The sequence below is a fragment of the Nostoc sp. C057 genome, from assembly GCF_013393925.1.
Taxonomy (GTDB): Bacteria; Cyanobacteriota; Cyanobacteriia; order Cyanobacteriales; family Nostocaceae; genus Nostoc; species Nostoc muscorum_A.
In genome coordinates this window covers 1,109,292-1,125,919 of record NZ_CP040281.1, presented here as the reverse complement: position 1 = coordinate 1,125,919, position 16,628 = coordinate 1,109,292, and the positions used below count along the sequence as shown (strand labels likewise).

12 protein-coding genes are annotated in these 16,628 nt (G+C 42.6%); 6 read left to right on the top strand and 6 right to left on the bottom strand.

Annotated features, from left to right (window positions below):
• Positions 1 to 27 precede the first annotated feature (27 nt).
• Positions 28 to 510: a cytochrome b6-f complex subunit IV gene (petD, locus tag FD724_RS04665; protein ID WP_012407122.1), complete on the bottom strand. Its 483-nt coding sequence runs from the start codon at positions 508 to 510 to the stop codon at positions 28 to 30.
• A 257-nt stretch (positions 511 to 767) separates the two neighbouring features.
• Positions 768 to 1,415, bottom strand: a complete 648-nt coding sequence (gene petB / locus FD724_RS04660; RefSeq protein WP_012407121.1) for a cytochrome b6 — start codon at positions 1,413 to 1,415, stop codon at positions 768 to 770.
• A 506-nt stretch (positions 1,416 to 1,921) separates the two neighbouring features.
• Between petB and ctpA the strand changes: the two genes are divergently transcribed.
• Positions 1,922 to 3,166, top strand: a complete 1,245-nt coding sequence (gene ctpA, locus FD724_RS04655; protein WP_179071746.1) for a carboxyl-terminal processing protease CtpA — start codon at positions 1,922 to 1,924, stop codon at positions 3,164 to 3,166.
• Between the two features lie 470 nt (positions 3,167 to 3,636).
• Here ctpA and FD724_RS04650 read toward each other — a convergent pair whose 3' ends face one another.
• Both FD724_RS04650 and FD724_RS04645 read right to left on the bottom strand, forming a co-directional pair.
• Positions 3,637 to 4,131, bottom strand: a complete 495-nt coding sequence (locus tag FD724_RS04650) for a GNAT family N-acetyltransferase (RefSeq protein ID WP_163931708.1) — start codon at positions 4,129 to 4,131, stop codon at positions 3,637 to 3,639.
• A gap of 299 nt (positions 4,132 to 4,430) precedes the next feature.
• Entirely contained in the window at positions 4,431 to 5,603 is a 1,173-nt protein-coding gene (locus FD724_RS04645; RefSeq protein WP_114083591.1) for an RpoD/SigA family RNA polymerase sigma factor, read from the bottom strand.
• Between the two features lie 807 nt (positions 5,604 to 6,410).
• Here FD724_RS04645 and FD724_RS40610 point away from each other — a divergent pair.
• Together FD724_RS40610 and priA are read left to right on the top strand one after the other, a co-directional pair.
• Positions 6,411 to 6,884 carry a hypothetical protein gene (locus FD724_RS40610; protein WP_256874453.1) on the top strand — a complete coding sequence of 158 codons (474 nt, stop codon included), beginning with the start codon at positions 6,411 to 6,413 and terminating at the stop codon, positions 6,882 to 6,884.
• Between the two features lie 4 nt (positions 6,885 to 6,888).
• Entirely contained in the window at positions 6,889 to 9,030 is a 2,142-nt protein-coding gene (gene priA, locus FD724_RS04640) for a primosomal protein N' (protein WP_256874452.1), read from the top strand.
• 23 nt (positions 9,031 to 9,053) lie between these two features.
• Here priA and FD724_RS04635 read toward each other — a convergent pair whose 3' ends face one another.
• Together FD724_RS04635 and FD724_RS04630 are read right to left on the bottom strand one after the other, a co-directional pair.
• On the bottom strand, positions 9,054 to 9,728 hold the full coding sequence (locus FD724_RS04635; protein WP_179071745.1) for a response regulator transcription factor: 675 nt from the start codon (positions 9,726 to 9,728) through the stop codon (positions 9,054 to 9,056).
• A gap of 63 nt (positions 9,729 to 9,791) precedes the next feature.
• Positions 9,792 to 10,901 carry a sensor histidine kinase KdpD gene (locus FD724_RS04630; protein ID WP_179071744.1) on the bottom strand — a complete coding sequence of 370 codons (1,110 nt, stop codon included), beginning with the start codon at positions 10,899 to 10,901 and terminating at the stop codon, positions 9,792 to 9,794.
• Between the two features lie 522 nt (positions 10,902 to 11,423).
• Here FD724_RS04630 and kdpA point away from each other — a divergent pair.
• The 3 genes from kdpA (at position 11,424) to kdpC (ending at position 16,518) form a co-directional block, all read left to right on the top strand.
• Positions 11,424 to 13,109, top strand: coding sequence for a potassium-transporting ATPase subunit KdpA (gene kdpA, locus FD724_RS04625; protein ID WP_179071743.1), 1,686 nt, complete (start codon positions 11,424 to 11,426; stop codon positions 13,107 to 13,109).
• Between the two features lie 357 nt (positions 13,110 to 13,466).
• Positions 13,467 to 15,572: a potassium-transporting ATPase subunit KdpB gene (gene kdpB, locus FD724_RS04620; protein ID WP_179071742.1), complete on the top strand. Its 2,106-nt coding sequence runs from the start codon at positions 13,467 to 13,469 to the stop codon at positions 15,570 to 15,572.
• A 343-nt stretch (positions 15,573 to 15,915) separates the two neighbouring features.
• On the top strand, positions 15,916 to 16,518 hold the full coding sequence (kdpC, locus tag FD724_RS04615) for a K(+)-transporting ATPase subunit C (RefSeq protein WP_114083585.1): 603 nt from the start codon (positions 15,916 to 15,918) through the stop codon (positions 16,516 to 16,518).
• The last annotated feature ends 110 nt before the right edge of the window (positions 16,519 to 16,628 follow it).

Genomic DNA, 16,628 nt, shown 5'->3' with positions numbered 1-16,628 from the left:
GCGTCAAAGCACTTTGTAGTGACTAATTTAGAATAGTCCCAAGGTCAAAGATTTATCCAATGGCAAAGCAGCACCAATACCCAGCCACACGGTGACAAGAGTACCAACGAGGAATACTGTGGTTGCAACTGGACGACGGAAGGGGTTTTGGAACTTGTTGACGTTCTCAATAAAAGGAACGAGAATTAGCCCAACTGGTACAGAACCCATTGCTAACACTCCTAAAAGTTTGTTAGGAAGCGATCGCAAAATTTGGAAAACTGGATATAAGTACCACTCTGGTAAAATTTCCAATGGTGTGGCGAAAGGATTTGCTGGTTCACCGGTCATTGCAGGATCTAGCACAGCTAGAGCCACAATTGCAGCGAAGGAACCCATGATCACGATTGGAAAGACATAAAGCAAGTCATTAGGCCAAGCGGGTTCACCATAGTAATTGTGACCCATGCCTTTGGCGAGTTTGGCTCTTAACTGAGGATCGCTCAGGTCAGGTTTTTTTTGTGTTGCCATTTTGAAATGTGCTCTCCTGCTTAAGTTAAATTAAAGCATTTGTGAAGGCTATCAGCTACTAGGCAAACCTAGCAGGCAAAAAGCAGCGTTTTGTTTGTCTACGGTTATCCGCTTGGAAGGAATTTACAGCTTTAGGCTTCAGATGAAGTGTTTATTTTTGGAACTTATGTGCAATTAAATTTATTGTGTTTCATAAGTTTAAAACAAACAACTTCATCTGAAAACTGACAAATCTTGCCTTTCGCTAATAATTGAGATTACAAAGGCCCGGAAATGCCTTGCTTGCGGATCATCAAGAAGTGAAACAGCATGAAGACTGCAATCAACCAAGGCAGCACAAAGGTGTGTGCGCTGTAGTAACGAGTTAGTGTTGCTTGACCAACACTTGAACCGCCGCGTAGCAGGTCGGAGATCAGAACGCCAACTACGGGAATTGCTTCTGGTACGCCGCTAACGATTTTTACAGCCCAGTAGCCAACTTGATCCCAAGGTAGGGAATAGCCGGTGACTCCAAAGGAAACTGTAATTACAGCTAGGATGACACCGCTGACCCAAGTTAGTTCGCGGGGCTTTTTAAAACCACCTGTGAGATAAACCCGGAAGACGTGCAAAATCATCATTAACACCATCATGCTGGCAGACCAGCGATGGATGGAGCGAATTAGCCAACCGAAGTTTACTTCATTCATGATGTACTCCACTGAGGAGAACGCTTCAGTGACTGTTGGCCTGTAGTAGAACGTCATGGCAAATCCAGTGGCAAACTGGATGAGAAAGCAAACCAGGGTAATACCACCCAAGCAGTAGAAGATGTTGACGTGGGGAGGGACGTACTTACTAGTAACGTCTTCAGCGAGTGCCTGAATCTCCAGGCGTTCCTCAAACCAGTCGTAAACGTTGGCCATACAATCTCAAGTTCCTAAAAGTCGGTTGCGGTTGATAAATCCCGAAGCTCTAAATCGGCGACTAAAATTCTGATGGTTCCAAGCCTCGGCATCCTGCGGGTTCGCCCAAGGGGTTGCCGCAGGCTAGGGTAACAACAGAATTGTCTATGGACTTCTCATAAGCCGCCTCTTATGACTTCTCTCCCAATTAGCAATTTTGGGATTTTAGTAAAGACGAGTTTATTTCGTTTGCTTGTCAGCTTTCAGCGTGCTAAGAGTCTTCAGAAACTTTACACTCTGTAAAGAAGGAATATATTGCGATCTCTTTACGCCCCTGCACAGAAAATGGTGGACACAAAGTAGATTTTATCCTTTCGTGAGTGGATACAACGCATCAGTTGACTGAACAACTTGATGAGAGAAATGCACCACTTCTATAAAAAAAGTAACATAATCGAGAGATAGATTTCATCAACAACAGAGCAACTGAGCATTTCTAGGCAATTTGGGTTGAGGTGGAATTGATAATGGGGTTCATGAACAAACAAGTCTTTCGGGTTGGATTTTCGTTGTTAATGGCGTTTTGGTTGGCGTTTTGTACGCTTACCCAGCCTGCGGTGGCTTTAACGGGGGAACAAAAGCTGGTTTCCGAAGTTTGGCGAATTGTTAATCGCACTTATCTAGATGAAACTTTTAATCATCAGAACTGGGCGGCTGTGCGGCAAAAGGTTCTAGAGAAACCGCTTACAGACTCAAATGCCAGTTATGTGGCCATTGGGAAGATGCTAAAGAGCCTCGATGACCCTTTTACCCGCTTTTTAGACCCGGAACAGTACCGCAGCTTAAAGGTCAATACCTCTGGGGAACTGACTGGGGTAGGATTGCAAATTGTCCTGAATCCTGAGACTGGGAAGTTGGAAGTAGTGGCTCCTATTGCAGGTTCACCAGCAGATAAAGCGGGGATTAGACCACGCGATCGCATTCTTAAAATTGAAGGCGTGCCCACAAAAAATCTTACCCTAGATGAAGCTGCAACTAAAATGCGCGGCCCAAGTGGCAGCCTTGTTACTCTCCTCATCGAGCGAGATGGAGAGCCAGAAACGGAAATTAGATTAACGCGCGATCGCATTGCTCTTAACCCTGTGGTTTCAGAATTGCGTGTTTCCACTGAAGGTACATCTATTGGCTACCTACGTCTCACTCAATTCAATGCCAACGCCTCAACGGAATTGGCACACGCTATTTCTAGTCTAGAAAAAAAAGGCGCTGCTGCCTACATTCTAGATTTACGAAATAATCCTGGGGGATTATTGCAATCAGGAATTGAAATTGCCCGTCAGTGGTTAGATTCTGGTACTATTGTCTACACTGTGAATAGACAAGGCATTCAGGGTAGTTTCGAAGCCTTTGGGCCAGCCCTGACGAACGATCCTCTGGTAATTTTGGTGAATCAAGGAACTGCCAGTGCTAGCGAAATTCTCGCTGGCGCACTCCAAGATAACGGTCGTGCCCAGTTGGTAGGCGAAACCACTTTTGGTAAGGGTCTAATTCAATCTTTATTTGAATTATCAGATGGTTCGGGGTTGGCAGTCACAATTGCTAAGTATGAAACTCCTCAACACCGGGATATTAACAAACTAGGTATTAAGCCAGATAAAGTGATTTCCCAAGATCCAATTAACCGCGAACAGATTGGTACTGAAGCGGATCTGCAATATCAAGCAGCAGTGGAAATTTTGAAGAAAGACTTGGTTGTGGCAGGAAAAGTGTAAAAAGTGAAGAGTTAAAAAAGGTTTCTTGATTAAGCTTACGGCTTACGCAAACAATAACCAAAACCAGGATTTACAGGTAAGGGCAATACTCTGCGTGAGTACCCCTACCGAGTTAAGTTTTGTGTAAGTCCTAAAGCTAATTAGGCGGTACTACATGAATTGTCAAATTTGTGCCTTTGCCAAGTTCGGACTCGACGCTAATTTGACAACCATGTTTTTCCACAATCATTTTATGAGCGATGTCTAGACGACAAGCCGCTCCGTGTCTACGCTAATCCCAACACTGTATTTTTACTGACTGCTTTCGTCGTCAATAAATGATCAGGCTCGCAAATGTTAAGCAATATCTGGTTAATTAATAGCCTTTTTAAAGAGGGTTAGTGAGGATCTAAAAGTGCTTAAAGTTTAGAGAAAAATACTTTTCCAACAACCTCTTCTGACTACTAAATTCAGAATAGCTGAATTTTTCTTCAATTGACAGCCCCTAACTGCGTAAGCGCATCTTCTGTGACACGGCAAATTCGCCAATCATCTAATATAGATGCTCCTATACTACGGTAGAATGCTTTAGCTGGTTCATTCCAATCCAACACACTCCACTCTAACCGTCCACAGTCACGTTCTATAGCTATCTGGGCTACTTTAGAAATAAGAGCTTTACCAATACCTTGCCTACGATACTCTGGTAAAACAAATAAGTCTTCCAGATAAATTCCGGGCTTGGTCAAAAATGTTGAATAATTATGAAAAAATAGGGCAAAAGCAACAGCTTGACCAGCAGTTTCTGCTAAAATCGCTTCTATATATCTGTGCGAACCAAATAAATGCTCCTTAAGTGCCAGAGCATCGCCAGTGACAGCATGAGATAATTTTTCATACTCAGCAAGTCCCTGAATTAATTGAAAAAGTACGCTGTAATCAGTTGGTTCAGCAAAACGCAAAATCAAATTGCTACACGAAGTCATTAGTCTATAGTCTATAGTTCATAGTCCATAGTCCATAGTCTATAGGCAACTGTGCAATTTTTTTAATAATGACTAAACAAAAGCCGAAAAAGTCACAGAAAGCCCGTTTTTGGAGAGTTACGGTAGTCGAAGCTCAAGAAATATAAATATATCAGCCCCTAAATTTATTATTGGAGCTAATTAAGTCAAACCATGCGGGTAATTCGAAATTCAAAATTCAAAATTAAATATCTATTTTTGAATTTTGAATGGGAACAAAGTGACAAACGGGGATTGCGTCTCTATCTTCGTGAATGTAACTAAATTAACCAACCTTTTAAGCGTTTAGCTATGTGGGGACGGCGTAATTTCCGCATCGCTTTGCTTTGAATTTGGCGCACTCGCTCACGGGAAAGATTAAACATATTGCCAACTTCTTCTAAGGTACAGGGTTCGCTGGTTGTCAAACCATAACGCAGAGAAATCACATCTTTTTCCCGTGGAGTTAACACATCACCCAACACTTCCCAAATCTCCTGACGCATCATGTTTTCATTCATTTTTGCTTCTGGAGACAGGTTATCTTCATCTTCTAGCAAATCCATCAATTCCGTGTCTTCTTCTTTACCGACACGGTGGTTGAGAGAAAGTGCTTGACGGCGTAGCTGTTGTAGTTGGCGTAGTTGTTGCACACTAATTTCCAAAGCTTCTGCCATTTCACCTTCGGTAGGATTTCGACAGAGTTTTTGCTTTAGTTCCCGTTGAGCTTTTTTCAGTTTGTTAAGCTTTTCAACAATGTGAATAGGTAGCCGGATTGTCCGCGCATCGTTAGCTATAGCTCTGGTAATCGCTTGTCTAATCCACCAATAAGCATAAGTAGAAAACTTATATCCTTTATCTGGATCAAACTTTTCTGTAGCGCGATTTAAACCCATTGCTCCTTCCTGAATTAAATCCAGAAAAGGCACTCCCCGATTTAGATATCGTTTGGCAATAGAAACTACTAACCTCAAGTTGGAGCGAATCATTTTGCGTTTCGCTACTCTGCCTTGATACAAGCGACTTTCTAGTTGCTTTTCGGTCATTTCTAGCTCGGAAGCTACTTCTAGTTTGGTAGGTTCCTGTCCTAGTTTTAAGTTTAAAGCAGCTTGTAATTCCCTAATTTCCTCTAGAAATCTAACTCGCCGCGCTAACTCTACTTCTTCATCAGCTTTTAAAAGCGGATAACGCGCCATCTCTTTAAAAAACGCGCCGACGGCATCATCATGCTCGGTTTTATTGTATCCCGAAGGGCGGGCCGCCGCCATGTCATCTCCATCGCGTTCATCTGATTCCAGATTTTCTACTACAATCGGAGGCTCTTCATCTGCCACTGCATCTAAACTATCGAGTGATGGTTCTTCAATATCAGCAGCATTCTCCAGTATTTCCATTTTTCCCAATTCAACAATGTTCATAGTTTCCTTTAGGGATTGTTGTTTTGTTTGGTACATAATTTAGTTACAGCTACTCGTTTGAGGCTTGGTAGTTTTCCCTAATGGACGAATGAATGCACCCCTTTATATGTCGGAATAGAAGCTTCTACTAATTTCTATTCAAGAATAAAAATCTATATCTACCTACAACCTACGGGTTACAGTTAGATACAACCTACAAAGTAACTGACCTAAGCACCCAACAAAACTTTCTTCTCAGGCTTCTAACAGATTATATTCTTCATTTTTTTCTTAATTACCAAATATGTCAAACCCCCTCAAACTTTCTCAACCTGAACAAACATAAAAATCTCAGCTAACCATCCAAATTTCTTAAACTTTCATATATTTTTCTAAATATATATTTTTCTGTTTAGGTATTTGGAAGTCACTGGATAAATTTAAAACCTGGTGATGGGGTTATGCCTTCCCAATTTCAAGTTACCCAAATGATACAAATTACAATTATGGCAGCTTAATTTTGGGATGTTCTTATTTGTATAAAAGCATCTCATATACAGAAAGGGTTGAATATCTATCGATAGGCGGAAAAAGGCTACTCCCTATTTAGTAGATAGAGCAACTGTTGCAGCAAGTGCCGACATGCTTTTATTTATATAGTGGGTACCAAATATTTATTGCATGTATAGTTGATACGAATTTGTCTAGTAGATTACATAAGAGGAAACTTATCAAGTATTATGAAGGATAACAGTATTGAAAAATACTATTTAAATTTAAGAAAGCAAAAAATTAGAGTTTAGTTAGCTAGGTTAATTTTGACCAGCTATGTGAGGAAAATATTTAACTATAAAGTCAGTAGCTATGTATATTAATGGCATAAAATTATCTCCTTTAGTAGTGGCTGAACCTAGCGAATCGTACCAATCAGGTACAACTCTTAATAGATGGGTTGAAGTACTGGTAGACTGTCCAGGAAGTACAGGATTATTTACTTATCGATTGCCAGCCCAGTTAGAAATAAAACCAGGGGATATTTTGAGCGTGCCATTTGGGGCACAACAATTAGGAGCGATTGCAATTCGGTTACTGGCACAACCAAATGTTGATTTAGCACCAGAAAAAATCCGCGAAGTAGAAGATATAGTCAGCGTTGGATTTTTCCCAAGTGCTTATTGGGAATTACTCAATCGAGTTGCTGCATATTACTATACGCCTCTAATTCAAGTAATCCGGGTTGCTCTACCACCAGGGTTGCTGGGGCGATCGCAGCGCCGTATCCGCCTTGTTAGAGGAGGGGGAGCAGGGGGCAGGGGGCAGGGGGCAGGGGGGAAGTAGTTATTTGCTAGCATCTTCCGATCCTTTAGCTTTTTTGACTCCTACTGCGCGGCAAGTTTGGGAACTTTTGCAAGGGCAGCCTGCGGGGGATTATAGTTTCGCCTACCTTCAACAAAAAGTCAAATCTGCCTATCGGGGAATTCGGGAGTTGCTGCGATTCGGTTTAGTAGAAAGCTATTTAGAACCGCCACGGCTGACTCGACCAAAGCTACAAAAAGCGGTCATACTCACAGGTACAATTGATAGCGACTTAACTACCCGCCAGCGAGAGATTTTGGAAGTGCTGCGGCGGCATAATGGGGAGTTGTGGCAAAATGAATTACTGCAAATTTGCAATGCTAGTTCTTCAATCCTCAAAACGTTGACACAAAAGGGTTACATTGTTATCGAAGAACGGGAAGTATTGCGAACTGAACAGGGCCCAGTATTAGCAGGTGATGGGGCTAAATCTTTAACTGCTGCCCAAGCTAGCGCTTTGGAAACAATCCAGACATTAGATGGATTTGCTGAAGTTTTATTGCATGGGGTGACAGGTTCAGGAAAAACCGAAGTATATTTGCAAGCGATCGCACCTCTCATCAAGCAAGGTAAATCTGCCCTTGTCTTAGTCCCCGAAATTGGACTTACACCCCAGTTAACCGATCGTTTTCGCGCCCGTTTTGGCAATAAAGTCAGCGTTTATCACAGCGCCCTCTCCGACGGTGAACGTTACGACACTTGGCGGCAAATGCTCACAGGAGAACCCCAAGTTGTCATTGGTACGCGGAGCGCCGTTTTCGCGCCTTTGCCCAACTTGGGTTTAATTATTTTAGATGAAGAACACGACAGCAGCTTTAAGCAAGACTCACCCATACCTACTTACCATGCCCGCACTGTCGCCAAATGGCGAGCTGAATTAGAAAATTGCCCTTTATTGTTAGGTTCTGCCACCCCTTCCTTGGAAACTTGGGTAAGCATAGGGAGGCAGGGGAGCAGGGGAGCAGGGGGAGAATTCGTAACTCCTCACTCCTCACTCCTCACTCAGCACTCCTCACTCAGCACTCAGCACTCATCACTCAGCACTCATTATTTAAGTTTGCCCGAACGCATCAATTCTCGCCCTTTACCGCCTGTGGAAATAGTCGATATGCGGCAAGAGTTGCAGCAGGGAAATCGTTCTATATTTAGTAGATCGCTGCAAAAAGCTTTGCAACAGTTGCAAGAGAGAAAACAACAGGGAATTTTATTTATCCATCGTCGGGGACACAGTACTTTTGTCTCATGCCGCAGTTGTGGGTATGTGTTGGAATGCCCGCATTGTGATGTGTCACTGGCGTACCACCACACCGAAGAAAAAGCACCGGAATTATTGCGCTGTCATTATTGTAATTATGCGCGATCGCATCCCAAATACTGCCCCGATTGTAGTTCCCCTTACCTGAAATTTTTCGGTAGCGGTACTCAGCGAGTAACACAGGAATTAGCACGACAGTTCCCAGAGTTACGCTTGATTCGTTTTGATAGCGATACCACCCGTAACAAAGGTTCACACCGGACTTTACTCACCCAGTTTGCCAACGGCGAAGCGGATTTATTAGTGGGTACGCAAATGCTCACCAAAGGTTTGGATTTACCACAGGTGACACTTGTGGGTGTTGTCGCCGCCGATGGATTGCTAAATTTATCAGATTATCGCGCCAGTGAACGGGCATTTCAAACCTTGACTCAAGTCGCTGGACGTGCTGGTAGAGGAGACGATCCAGGCAGGGTGATTGTACAAACTTACACTACAGAGCATCAGGTAATTGCAGCAGTGCGATCGCACGATTATCACTCTTTCTCGCAGGCTGAACTAGAACAACGCCAAGCCCTGAATTATCCCCCTTATGGGCGGTTAATTTTGTTGCGCTTAAGTAGTCTCGATCCTATTCAAGTGCAAAATACCGCGCAAATTATTGCTACAGCCTTGAGTACAGAAGAAGAATTCGAGATATTAGGCCCAGCACCAGCGAGTATTTTACGAGTAGCTAATCGTTATCGCTGGCAGATATTGATTAAATTTGCTCCCGATGCATTACCACAATTGCCAGATTGGGAAGAAGTGCGATCGCTTTGTCCTTCGTCTGTTAGCTTAACTATTGATGTAGACCCATTAAATATTATGTGATTTTACAGGATAAAAGATTGAATCTAGTTAATCAACAATTCTGGTGCTACCAATCCTTTTTGGATCGCTAAGACTGCGGCTTGTGTGCGATCGCGTACTTCTAGTTTCTGCAAAATAGCATGAACATGAACCCGCACTGTACCAGGGGCAATGTAGAGAATCTCAGCAATTTCTTGATTGCTTTTGCCAGTTGCTACCAGTGCCAAAATTTCTTGCTCGCGCTTCGTTAGGGGATTTTCTAGGTTTCCCTCAGTTTTTGTAGGTAGCACCACAGTAGAATTGCCCTCAAAAGCTGCCCTAATTTCTGTTGTTGCTGTTTGATCCCACCAAGAAGCACCAGCTGCAACCGATCGCACTGCCAAGATAAGAGACTCACCAGGAATACCTTTCAGACAGTAACCTTGGGCTCCAGCTGCAATTAACCGTGAAATCAGAGGTTTCTCAGAACGAGATGTTAAAACGAGAATTGGTAAATTTGGGTGCTTTTGCTTAATTTGGCGACAAGCTTCAATCCCACCAATGCCCGGTAAACCTATATCTAGCAAAACTAAATCCAGGGGATAGCGATTTGCTAATTCTACAGCTTGTTCCCCATCTTCTGCTTCTGCGATAATCTCCAAAGTAGTTTCTTGCTGCAACCGCATCCGCAGACCAAGCCGAAACAATTCATCATCTTCAACGAGTAAGATTTTTGTCATTTGTCATTGGTCAATAAATAGTTCTTCTTCCCCTGCCTCCCCCCCTGCTCCCCTCCTGCTCCCCTACTTACCTACTCCCGGTGGTGGACAAGCTGGGAGTCGAAAACCAAACATTGCTCCCCGTGGTGAGCGATTCTCTGCCCAAATTGTACCCCCATGAGCAGTGATAATTTGCCTGGTTAAATAAAGCCCTAGTCCAGATCCTGAGACGTGGCGATCGCTATCTCCTTGATAAAATCTCTCAAATAAGTGGGGTAACTCTTCTTCGGTAAAGCCGGAACCAGTATCGAGTATTTTTACCACTTGATCGCTAGAATAACCTTCAAGTACCACTTCCACTTTACCGCCACGGGGGGTATGGTTAATACCATTACTCAGGAGATTGGTGAAGACTCGCCCCAGTTGCAAAGGATCGCCATTTACCCAGAGAAAGCTGCGAAAATCTGATTCGCCATAGTGGAGAGAAATATAAACCTGACGTGTTCTCGCTAGTTCAGTCAGGGTAGCGATTACCTCCTCTGCCACAGTTGCCAAGTTAACGGGTGATATCTGTAGTTTCAGTCCTTCGGCATCATTACGGTATACATCTAAAAGAGTTTGGACTAATTGCAGTGTACTCCGATGACTACGAGCCATCGTTTGAAGGACTTTTGCTTGCATTGGCGTGATTTCACCAAATTGCTCATTTTGAAAATATTTCAGCGTTTCAATTGCTCCTAATAGGGGTGTTTTCAAATCATGCGTTAGGGTGGAAACAAAATCTTCACGCATAATAGCTAGTTGTTCTTGGGAGCGTAATTGTGCTTGTGTATAAGCGATCGCTTCTTCATTGCGGTGGTTGCGATCGCTTAACCAACCCGTTACCATCAACGCCAATACTGCAATCAGCCGATTTGCCAACGTTGAGGCATTAATCATTTCTCCTCCGGGGACAAACAAATTCAATAATGTTAATCCTGTAGCTGCCAGAGTGATGCCCAATACTGCTTTCCGATTCAATCGAGAATCTGCTAACAAAATTGTCCCTGTGTAGAGGTAGCCAAATACGTACTCAGGTGGTGTCAAATATTCTAAGCCTATGACGATCACAAAGGCGATCGCTATTAGCCCATAAGTCTCCCCACGACCATTTATAGCTTCTTTCATAGCCACTAATCGACTTAATATCGTCATTTCTGATTTACTAAAAAATCTTTATCCTACAATCTTTACAACTATTTAATTCAGCGATTATGATTTATCTGCAATCTATATCTGCAAATATTCACTTGAGTATCAACCCGAAAATTACGATTGTCCAGATGCAAAAAAGGAGACTGGGGGCTGAGGATTGGGGACTGGGTAGTTGTCGACAAGGGCCAGAGTATCTAACACAACCTTCCCATACCGTCATTTATTTAATAAAATCCTCTTAAATATTTATATTCTTTGAACGTAGCAAACTTCCAAAATGTATTGTATAAACAAATAATACTAACTAGCGAAATAGATGAATTAAAAGTAAAGATTAAATATTTTTAACAATAAGTTAAACAAGTATCTGGATAGTAATAACTGAAAATAGTAAATCTAGATTAAAAAATGGCGGTGATATGAGATATCACTAAATTCCTCCAAATCAAATACTTCAACAGTTAATCTGTTATTTCTAATAATTGGCTTGTTAGCACTCAAATTTTATCGAACGCGAAATATATGGGACAAGGTTTTTTGCAAATTGGCTTAACGCTATGTATTGTCATAGCAATTACTCCACTACTCGGTAGATACATAGCCCGTGTCTTCTTGGGAGAAAGAACACTGCTGGATTTTTTAATGAACCCCATAGAACGAAGTATGTTCGTACTAGCGGGTGTTCGCAGAAAAGATGATATGACGGGTTCGCAGTATATCCGGGCTGTACTGTACAGCAACCTGATTATGGGTATTTCAGTGTATTTACTGTTATATTTTCAGAGGCTGTTGCCCTGGAATCCTAACGGTTTTGGTGCGCCTAGTTGGGATGTATTACTGCATACAACCATTTCCTTTGTAACCAATACTGACCAGCAGCACTATGCTGGTGAGACAACCTTAAGCTATTTTAGCCAGGTAGCGGCTTTAGGCTTTTTGATGTTCACCTCCGCAGCTACCGGTTTATCTGTGGGAATTGCCTTTATTCGCGGGCTGACGGGTAGAAAATTGGGAAACTTTTATGTCGATATTGTCCGTGCAATTACGCGCATATTGCTACCGATTTCGATTATTGGAGCGATCGCTTTGCTTCTAACAGGTGTACCACAAACATTAGCGAAGACTATGGATGTGAGAACCTTAGAAGGCGGGACACAATATCTTGCCAGAGGCCCGGTGGCATCCTTTGAAATGATTAAACTTTTGGGCGAGAACGGCGGAGGCTTTTTTGGCGTAAACTCAGCACATCCTTTTGAAAATCCCAATGGCGCTTCTAACTTGATAGAAATGATCGCCATGATTTCTATCCCAGCAGCGTTGATTTACACCTACGGTATATTCGCCAATAACATCAAACAAGCTTGGCTGCTTTTTTGGATGGTGTTTGTGATTTTTGTCATCCTGGTGGGAGTGACAGCCGTGGGAGAATTGCAAGGTAATCCCCTAGTTAATAACGCCTTTGGATTAGAACAACCCAATTTAGAGGGGAAAGAAGTTCGATTTGGCTGGTTACAAACGGCATTTTGGGCAGTTATGACTACCGCTACTATGTCTGGCGCTGTGAATGGGATGCACGATTCTTTGATGCCCCAAGGAATATTTTCGACTCTCTTCAACTTGTTTATCCAGGTTATTTGGGGTGGTCAAGGCACTGGAACAGCTTACTTATTTATTTACTTAATTCTTACAGTGTTCCTAACTGGACTAATGGCAGGACGCACCCCAGAGTTTTTAGGACGCAAAATTGAAAAACGCGAAATTGTCCTTGCCAGCGTCGTGTTGTTGATTCACCCAATTCTAGTTTTGATTCCCAGTGCGATCGCTCTGGCTTATCCCATCTCTCTCTCTGGAATTAGCAACTCTGGCCATCACGGTATTTCTCAAGTAGTTTATGAATATGCCTCAGCCGCCGCAAATAATGGCTCCGGCTTGGAAGGGTTGAGAGATAACACCCTGTGGTGGAACTTGAGTACTTTAGTTAGCTTAATAGGAGGACGCTACATTCCGATAATTGCCATCCTGCTGTTAGCTGACGGTATGTCTCGCAAACAACAAGTACAAGAAACCCTTGGTACCCTAAGAACTGATTCTCTAGTATTTACTGGTATCACTGCTGGAGTGACATTGATTTTGGGAGTATTGACTTTCTTTCCCGTTTTAGCTTTAGGCCCCATAGCTGAGGGTTTGAAACTAGCATCTGGCAATTAGAAAATTTATGAGTTATAAGTCTGGAATTAAGAGAATACCAAAAAATAAATAAATTATCCTGTTTTGTAGGGGAGCCAGTGCTTTGTGCTGAATCCATCGCTGTAGGAGGGTTTCCTACCGTAGGCGACTGGTGTTAGCAAGTCTTATCTGCGACACGCTGTTCGCGTTCGATCGTCCGTCCTTCTGGTGACAATCGAACGCGAACAAAGGTACGTAGGAACGAGCATCGCTTTGGCATTGTGTTCGCGATCGCATAGCGTGCCCTAAAGATTGGATCTATTTTTTATTGGAAACTCCTAACTTCTAACTCCTAACTCCTAATTTTTAACTTTTAACTCCTAACTCCTAACTTTATTCATGAATCAAGTGGCAACTAACTTCAGAGCTAGACGGCCAAATCCTCGTTCTGGCGATCGCCGTCAAGGACGTAAAAAAGCAAGGACAAGTAAAAAGTGGCTTTACTTAAGGGCAATTAGAGATGCTTTTGTGAAGCTTAACCCTAAGTATGTAATCAAAAATCCAGTAATATTTGTGGTTTGGGTGGGGACAATCATCATTCTATTGCTAACGATTGATCCCAATTTATTTGGCCCAGCCCTACAAAAGAACCCGCAACTTTTCAATGGCTTACTGTCGGGAATTTTATTCTTTACAGTTTGGTTTGCCAATTTTGCCGAAGCAGTGGCAGAAGGGCAGGGTAAAGCTCAAGCTGATGCCTTGAGATTAACGAAATCAGAGGCGATCGCTAAAAAGCTCGCTCCCGACGGCACAATTAGTGAAGTTTCATCCACTAGCCTTAAAAAGGGCGATAACATCTACGTTATTGCTGGAGATATCATTCCCGGCGATGGCGAGGTAATTATGGGCGTTGCCTCAGTAGATGAATCGGCAATTACTGGAGAATCTGCACCAGTATTAAAAGAATCAGGCTCCGATGTTTCCAGTTCTGTCACTGGTGGGACGCGGATTATCTCAGATGAATTAATTATCCGGATCACTACTGACCCCGGTAAAGGCTTTATTGACCGGATGATTGCCTTAGTAGAAGGGGCAGAACGCAGCAAAACACCCAATGAAATTGCCCTGACAGTATTGTTGGCAGTTCTCAGCTTAGTGTTTTTGTTAGTCGTGGTAACTCTGCCCGCACTTGCTTACTATGTCAATAGTCCAGTCAGCGTGCCAACTTTAATTGCCCTATTAGTGGCATTAATTCCTACAACCATTGGTGGTTTACTCAGTACCATCGGTATTGCTGGTATGGATCGAGTTGCCCAATTTAACGTCATTGCCACTTCCGGAAAAGCAGTCGAAGCCTGTGGTGATGTAAACACTTTAGTTCTTGATAAGACAGGTACAATTACCCTCGGCAACCGTTTGGCGGAAGAGTTTATCCCTATCAACGGTCATTCAATATCAGAAATTGCTAATGTTGCGTGGGCGGCTAGTATCTTTGACAATACACCAGAAGGTAAATCTATTATTCGACTGGCAGAAAAACTAGTAGCACGGTTTGATTTCGACTCTAACCAGGCAGAAGGAGTTGATTTTTCCGCCAAAACACGGATGAGTGGGACTAACTTACCTGGTGGGTATGAGGCAAGAAAGGGAGCAGTAGAAGCCATTAAAGGATTTGTCCGTTCTCGCAACGGACGCAATACGCCAGAATTGGATGCTGCCTACGAACGAGTTTCTCGCTTGGGAGGTACACCTCTAGCAGTTAGTTTAGATAACGAAATCTATGGGGTTATTTATCTCAAAGATATAGTTAAACCTGGTATCCGCGATCGCTTTGACCAACTGCGACGGATGGGAGTGCGTACCATCATGCTAACTGGAGACAACCAAATTACAGCTTCTGTCATTGCTAAAGAAGCTGGAGTGGATGACTTCATTGCTGAAGCTACACCAGAAGACAAAATCAGTGTCATTAAAAAGGAACAAGCAGCAGGTAAACTAGTTGCCATGACAGGAGATGGGACTAACGATGCTCCCGCATTAGCCCAAGCTAACGTCGGCGTTGCCATGAATACAGGGACACAAGCTGCAAAAGAAGCCGCCAACATGGTGGATTTGGACTCCGATCCGACAAAGCTGATCGATATCATTAGCATTGGTAAACAATTGTTGATTACTCGCGGAGCTTTGATGACATTTTCTATCGCTAATGATATTGCTAAATATTTTGCAATTATCCCAGTGATATTTGTCGCTGCTAATCTACAAAGCCTGAATATTATGAATTTGACTAGCCCTAAGTCTGCTGTACTATCAGCGCTGATTTATAATGCTTTGATTATTCCCGCTTTGATTCCCTTGGCATTGAAGGGTGTGCGGTTTAGGCCACTGACAGCTAATCAGCTACTCCAACGCAATATCTTAATTTATGGCTTAGGTGGGTTGATTGCGCCATTTATCGCCATTAAGTTGATAGACATACTGATTACACTTGTAGGTTTGGCTTAAGGATAGAAAAAGTAGAGACGCTGCGAAACGAGCGCATCTTGACCAAAGTAAAATAATAAACATTTTTACTTTTACCGTTGAGAGAGAGAACCAAAAGAATATGAATAAACAGGTCGATGTTTGGGAAAAGTTTTTGTCGATAAATCTGATACAGGCGATGTTTTTTATTTGGTCGCAATTGCTTAAACAACACTCACACTCGCTATTTTTATCCTGCTGTGCTTGAATGTGGTAATTGCCCCAGGTATTTATGCTGTTAGCAACAGCATCTTCGAATATCGTTCTGATTGGGTAAAAGAATTAAAATTAAAAATTAATTTTAGTAATAATTGGAAAAGTTTTTATGGCTATTATTCGAGAAACTATCAGAGCAATTTTTATAACTCTAATGCTTTGGTTGTTGACTGCAATCATCTATCCTCTGATCATTCTTGTAGTGGGTCAAGTTTTTTTGCCCTATCAAGCGAATGGCAGCATTATGCTGAATCTAAATAATGAACCAATTGGTTCAGCTTTGATTGGTCAACTATTCACATCCGAGCGATATTTCCATCCTCGTCCTAGTACTGTTAGATATAGCCAAGGAAAAAAAGCAAAGCCAACTGGCATATCTGGAGCCAGTAATCTCGCTGCTAGTAATCCAGAGCTACTAAAGCGGATTCTAGAAGAGGCAAATCAATTGCGAGACGAAAATCTTCAACCGATCGCTGATATGATTTATACCTCTGGTTCTGGTTTAGATCCGCATATTTCCTTCAAAGCAGCACGGCAGCAATTGACGCGGGTTGCAGGTGCGCGGGGAGTCAAAGAAGATGAGATCCTACGTTTAATTAACAAGTATACCGATGACAGATTTTTATGGATTTTTGGTGAGCCGGGAGTCAATGTTCTCCGATTGAATTATGCTCTTGACTTGCAAGATATTAATCGTCAGCAAAATCAATAAATGGGCATTGGGAATTGGGCAAAACAGTTCCGAGTAGTTGTGAGCAAAGAAGTCAGATTTACTATTCACGCGCTCAACCCTAGCTATCCGTTAACAGCACTTCTAAGAGG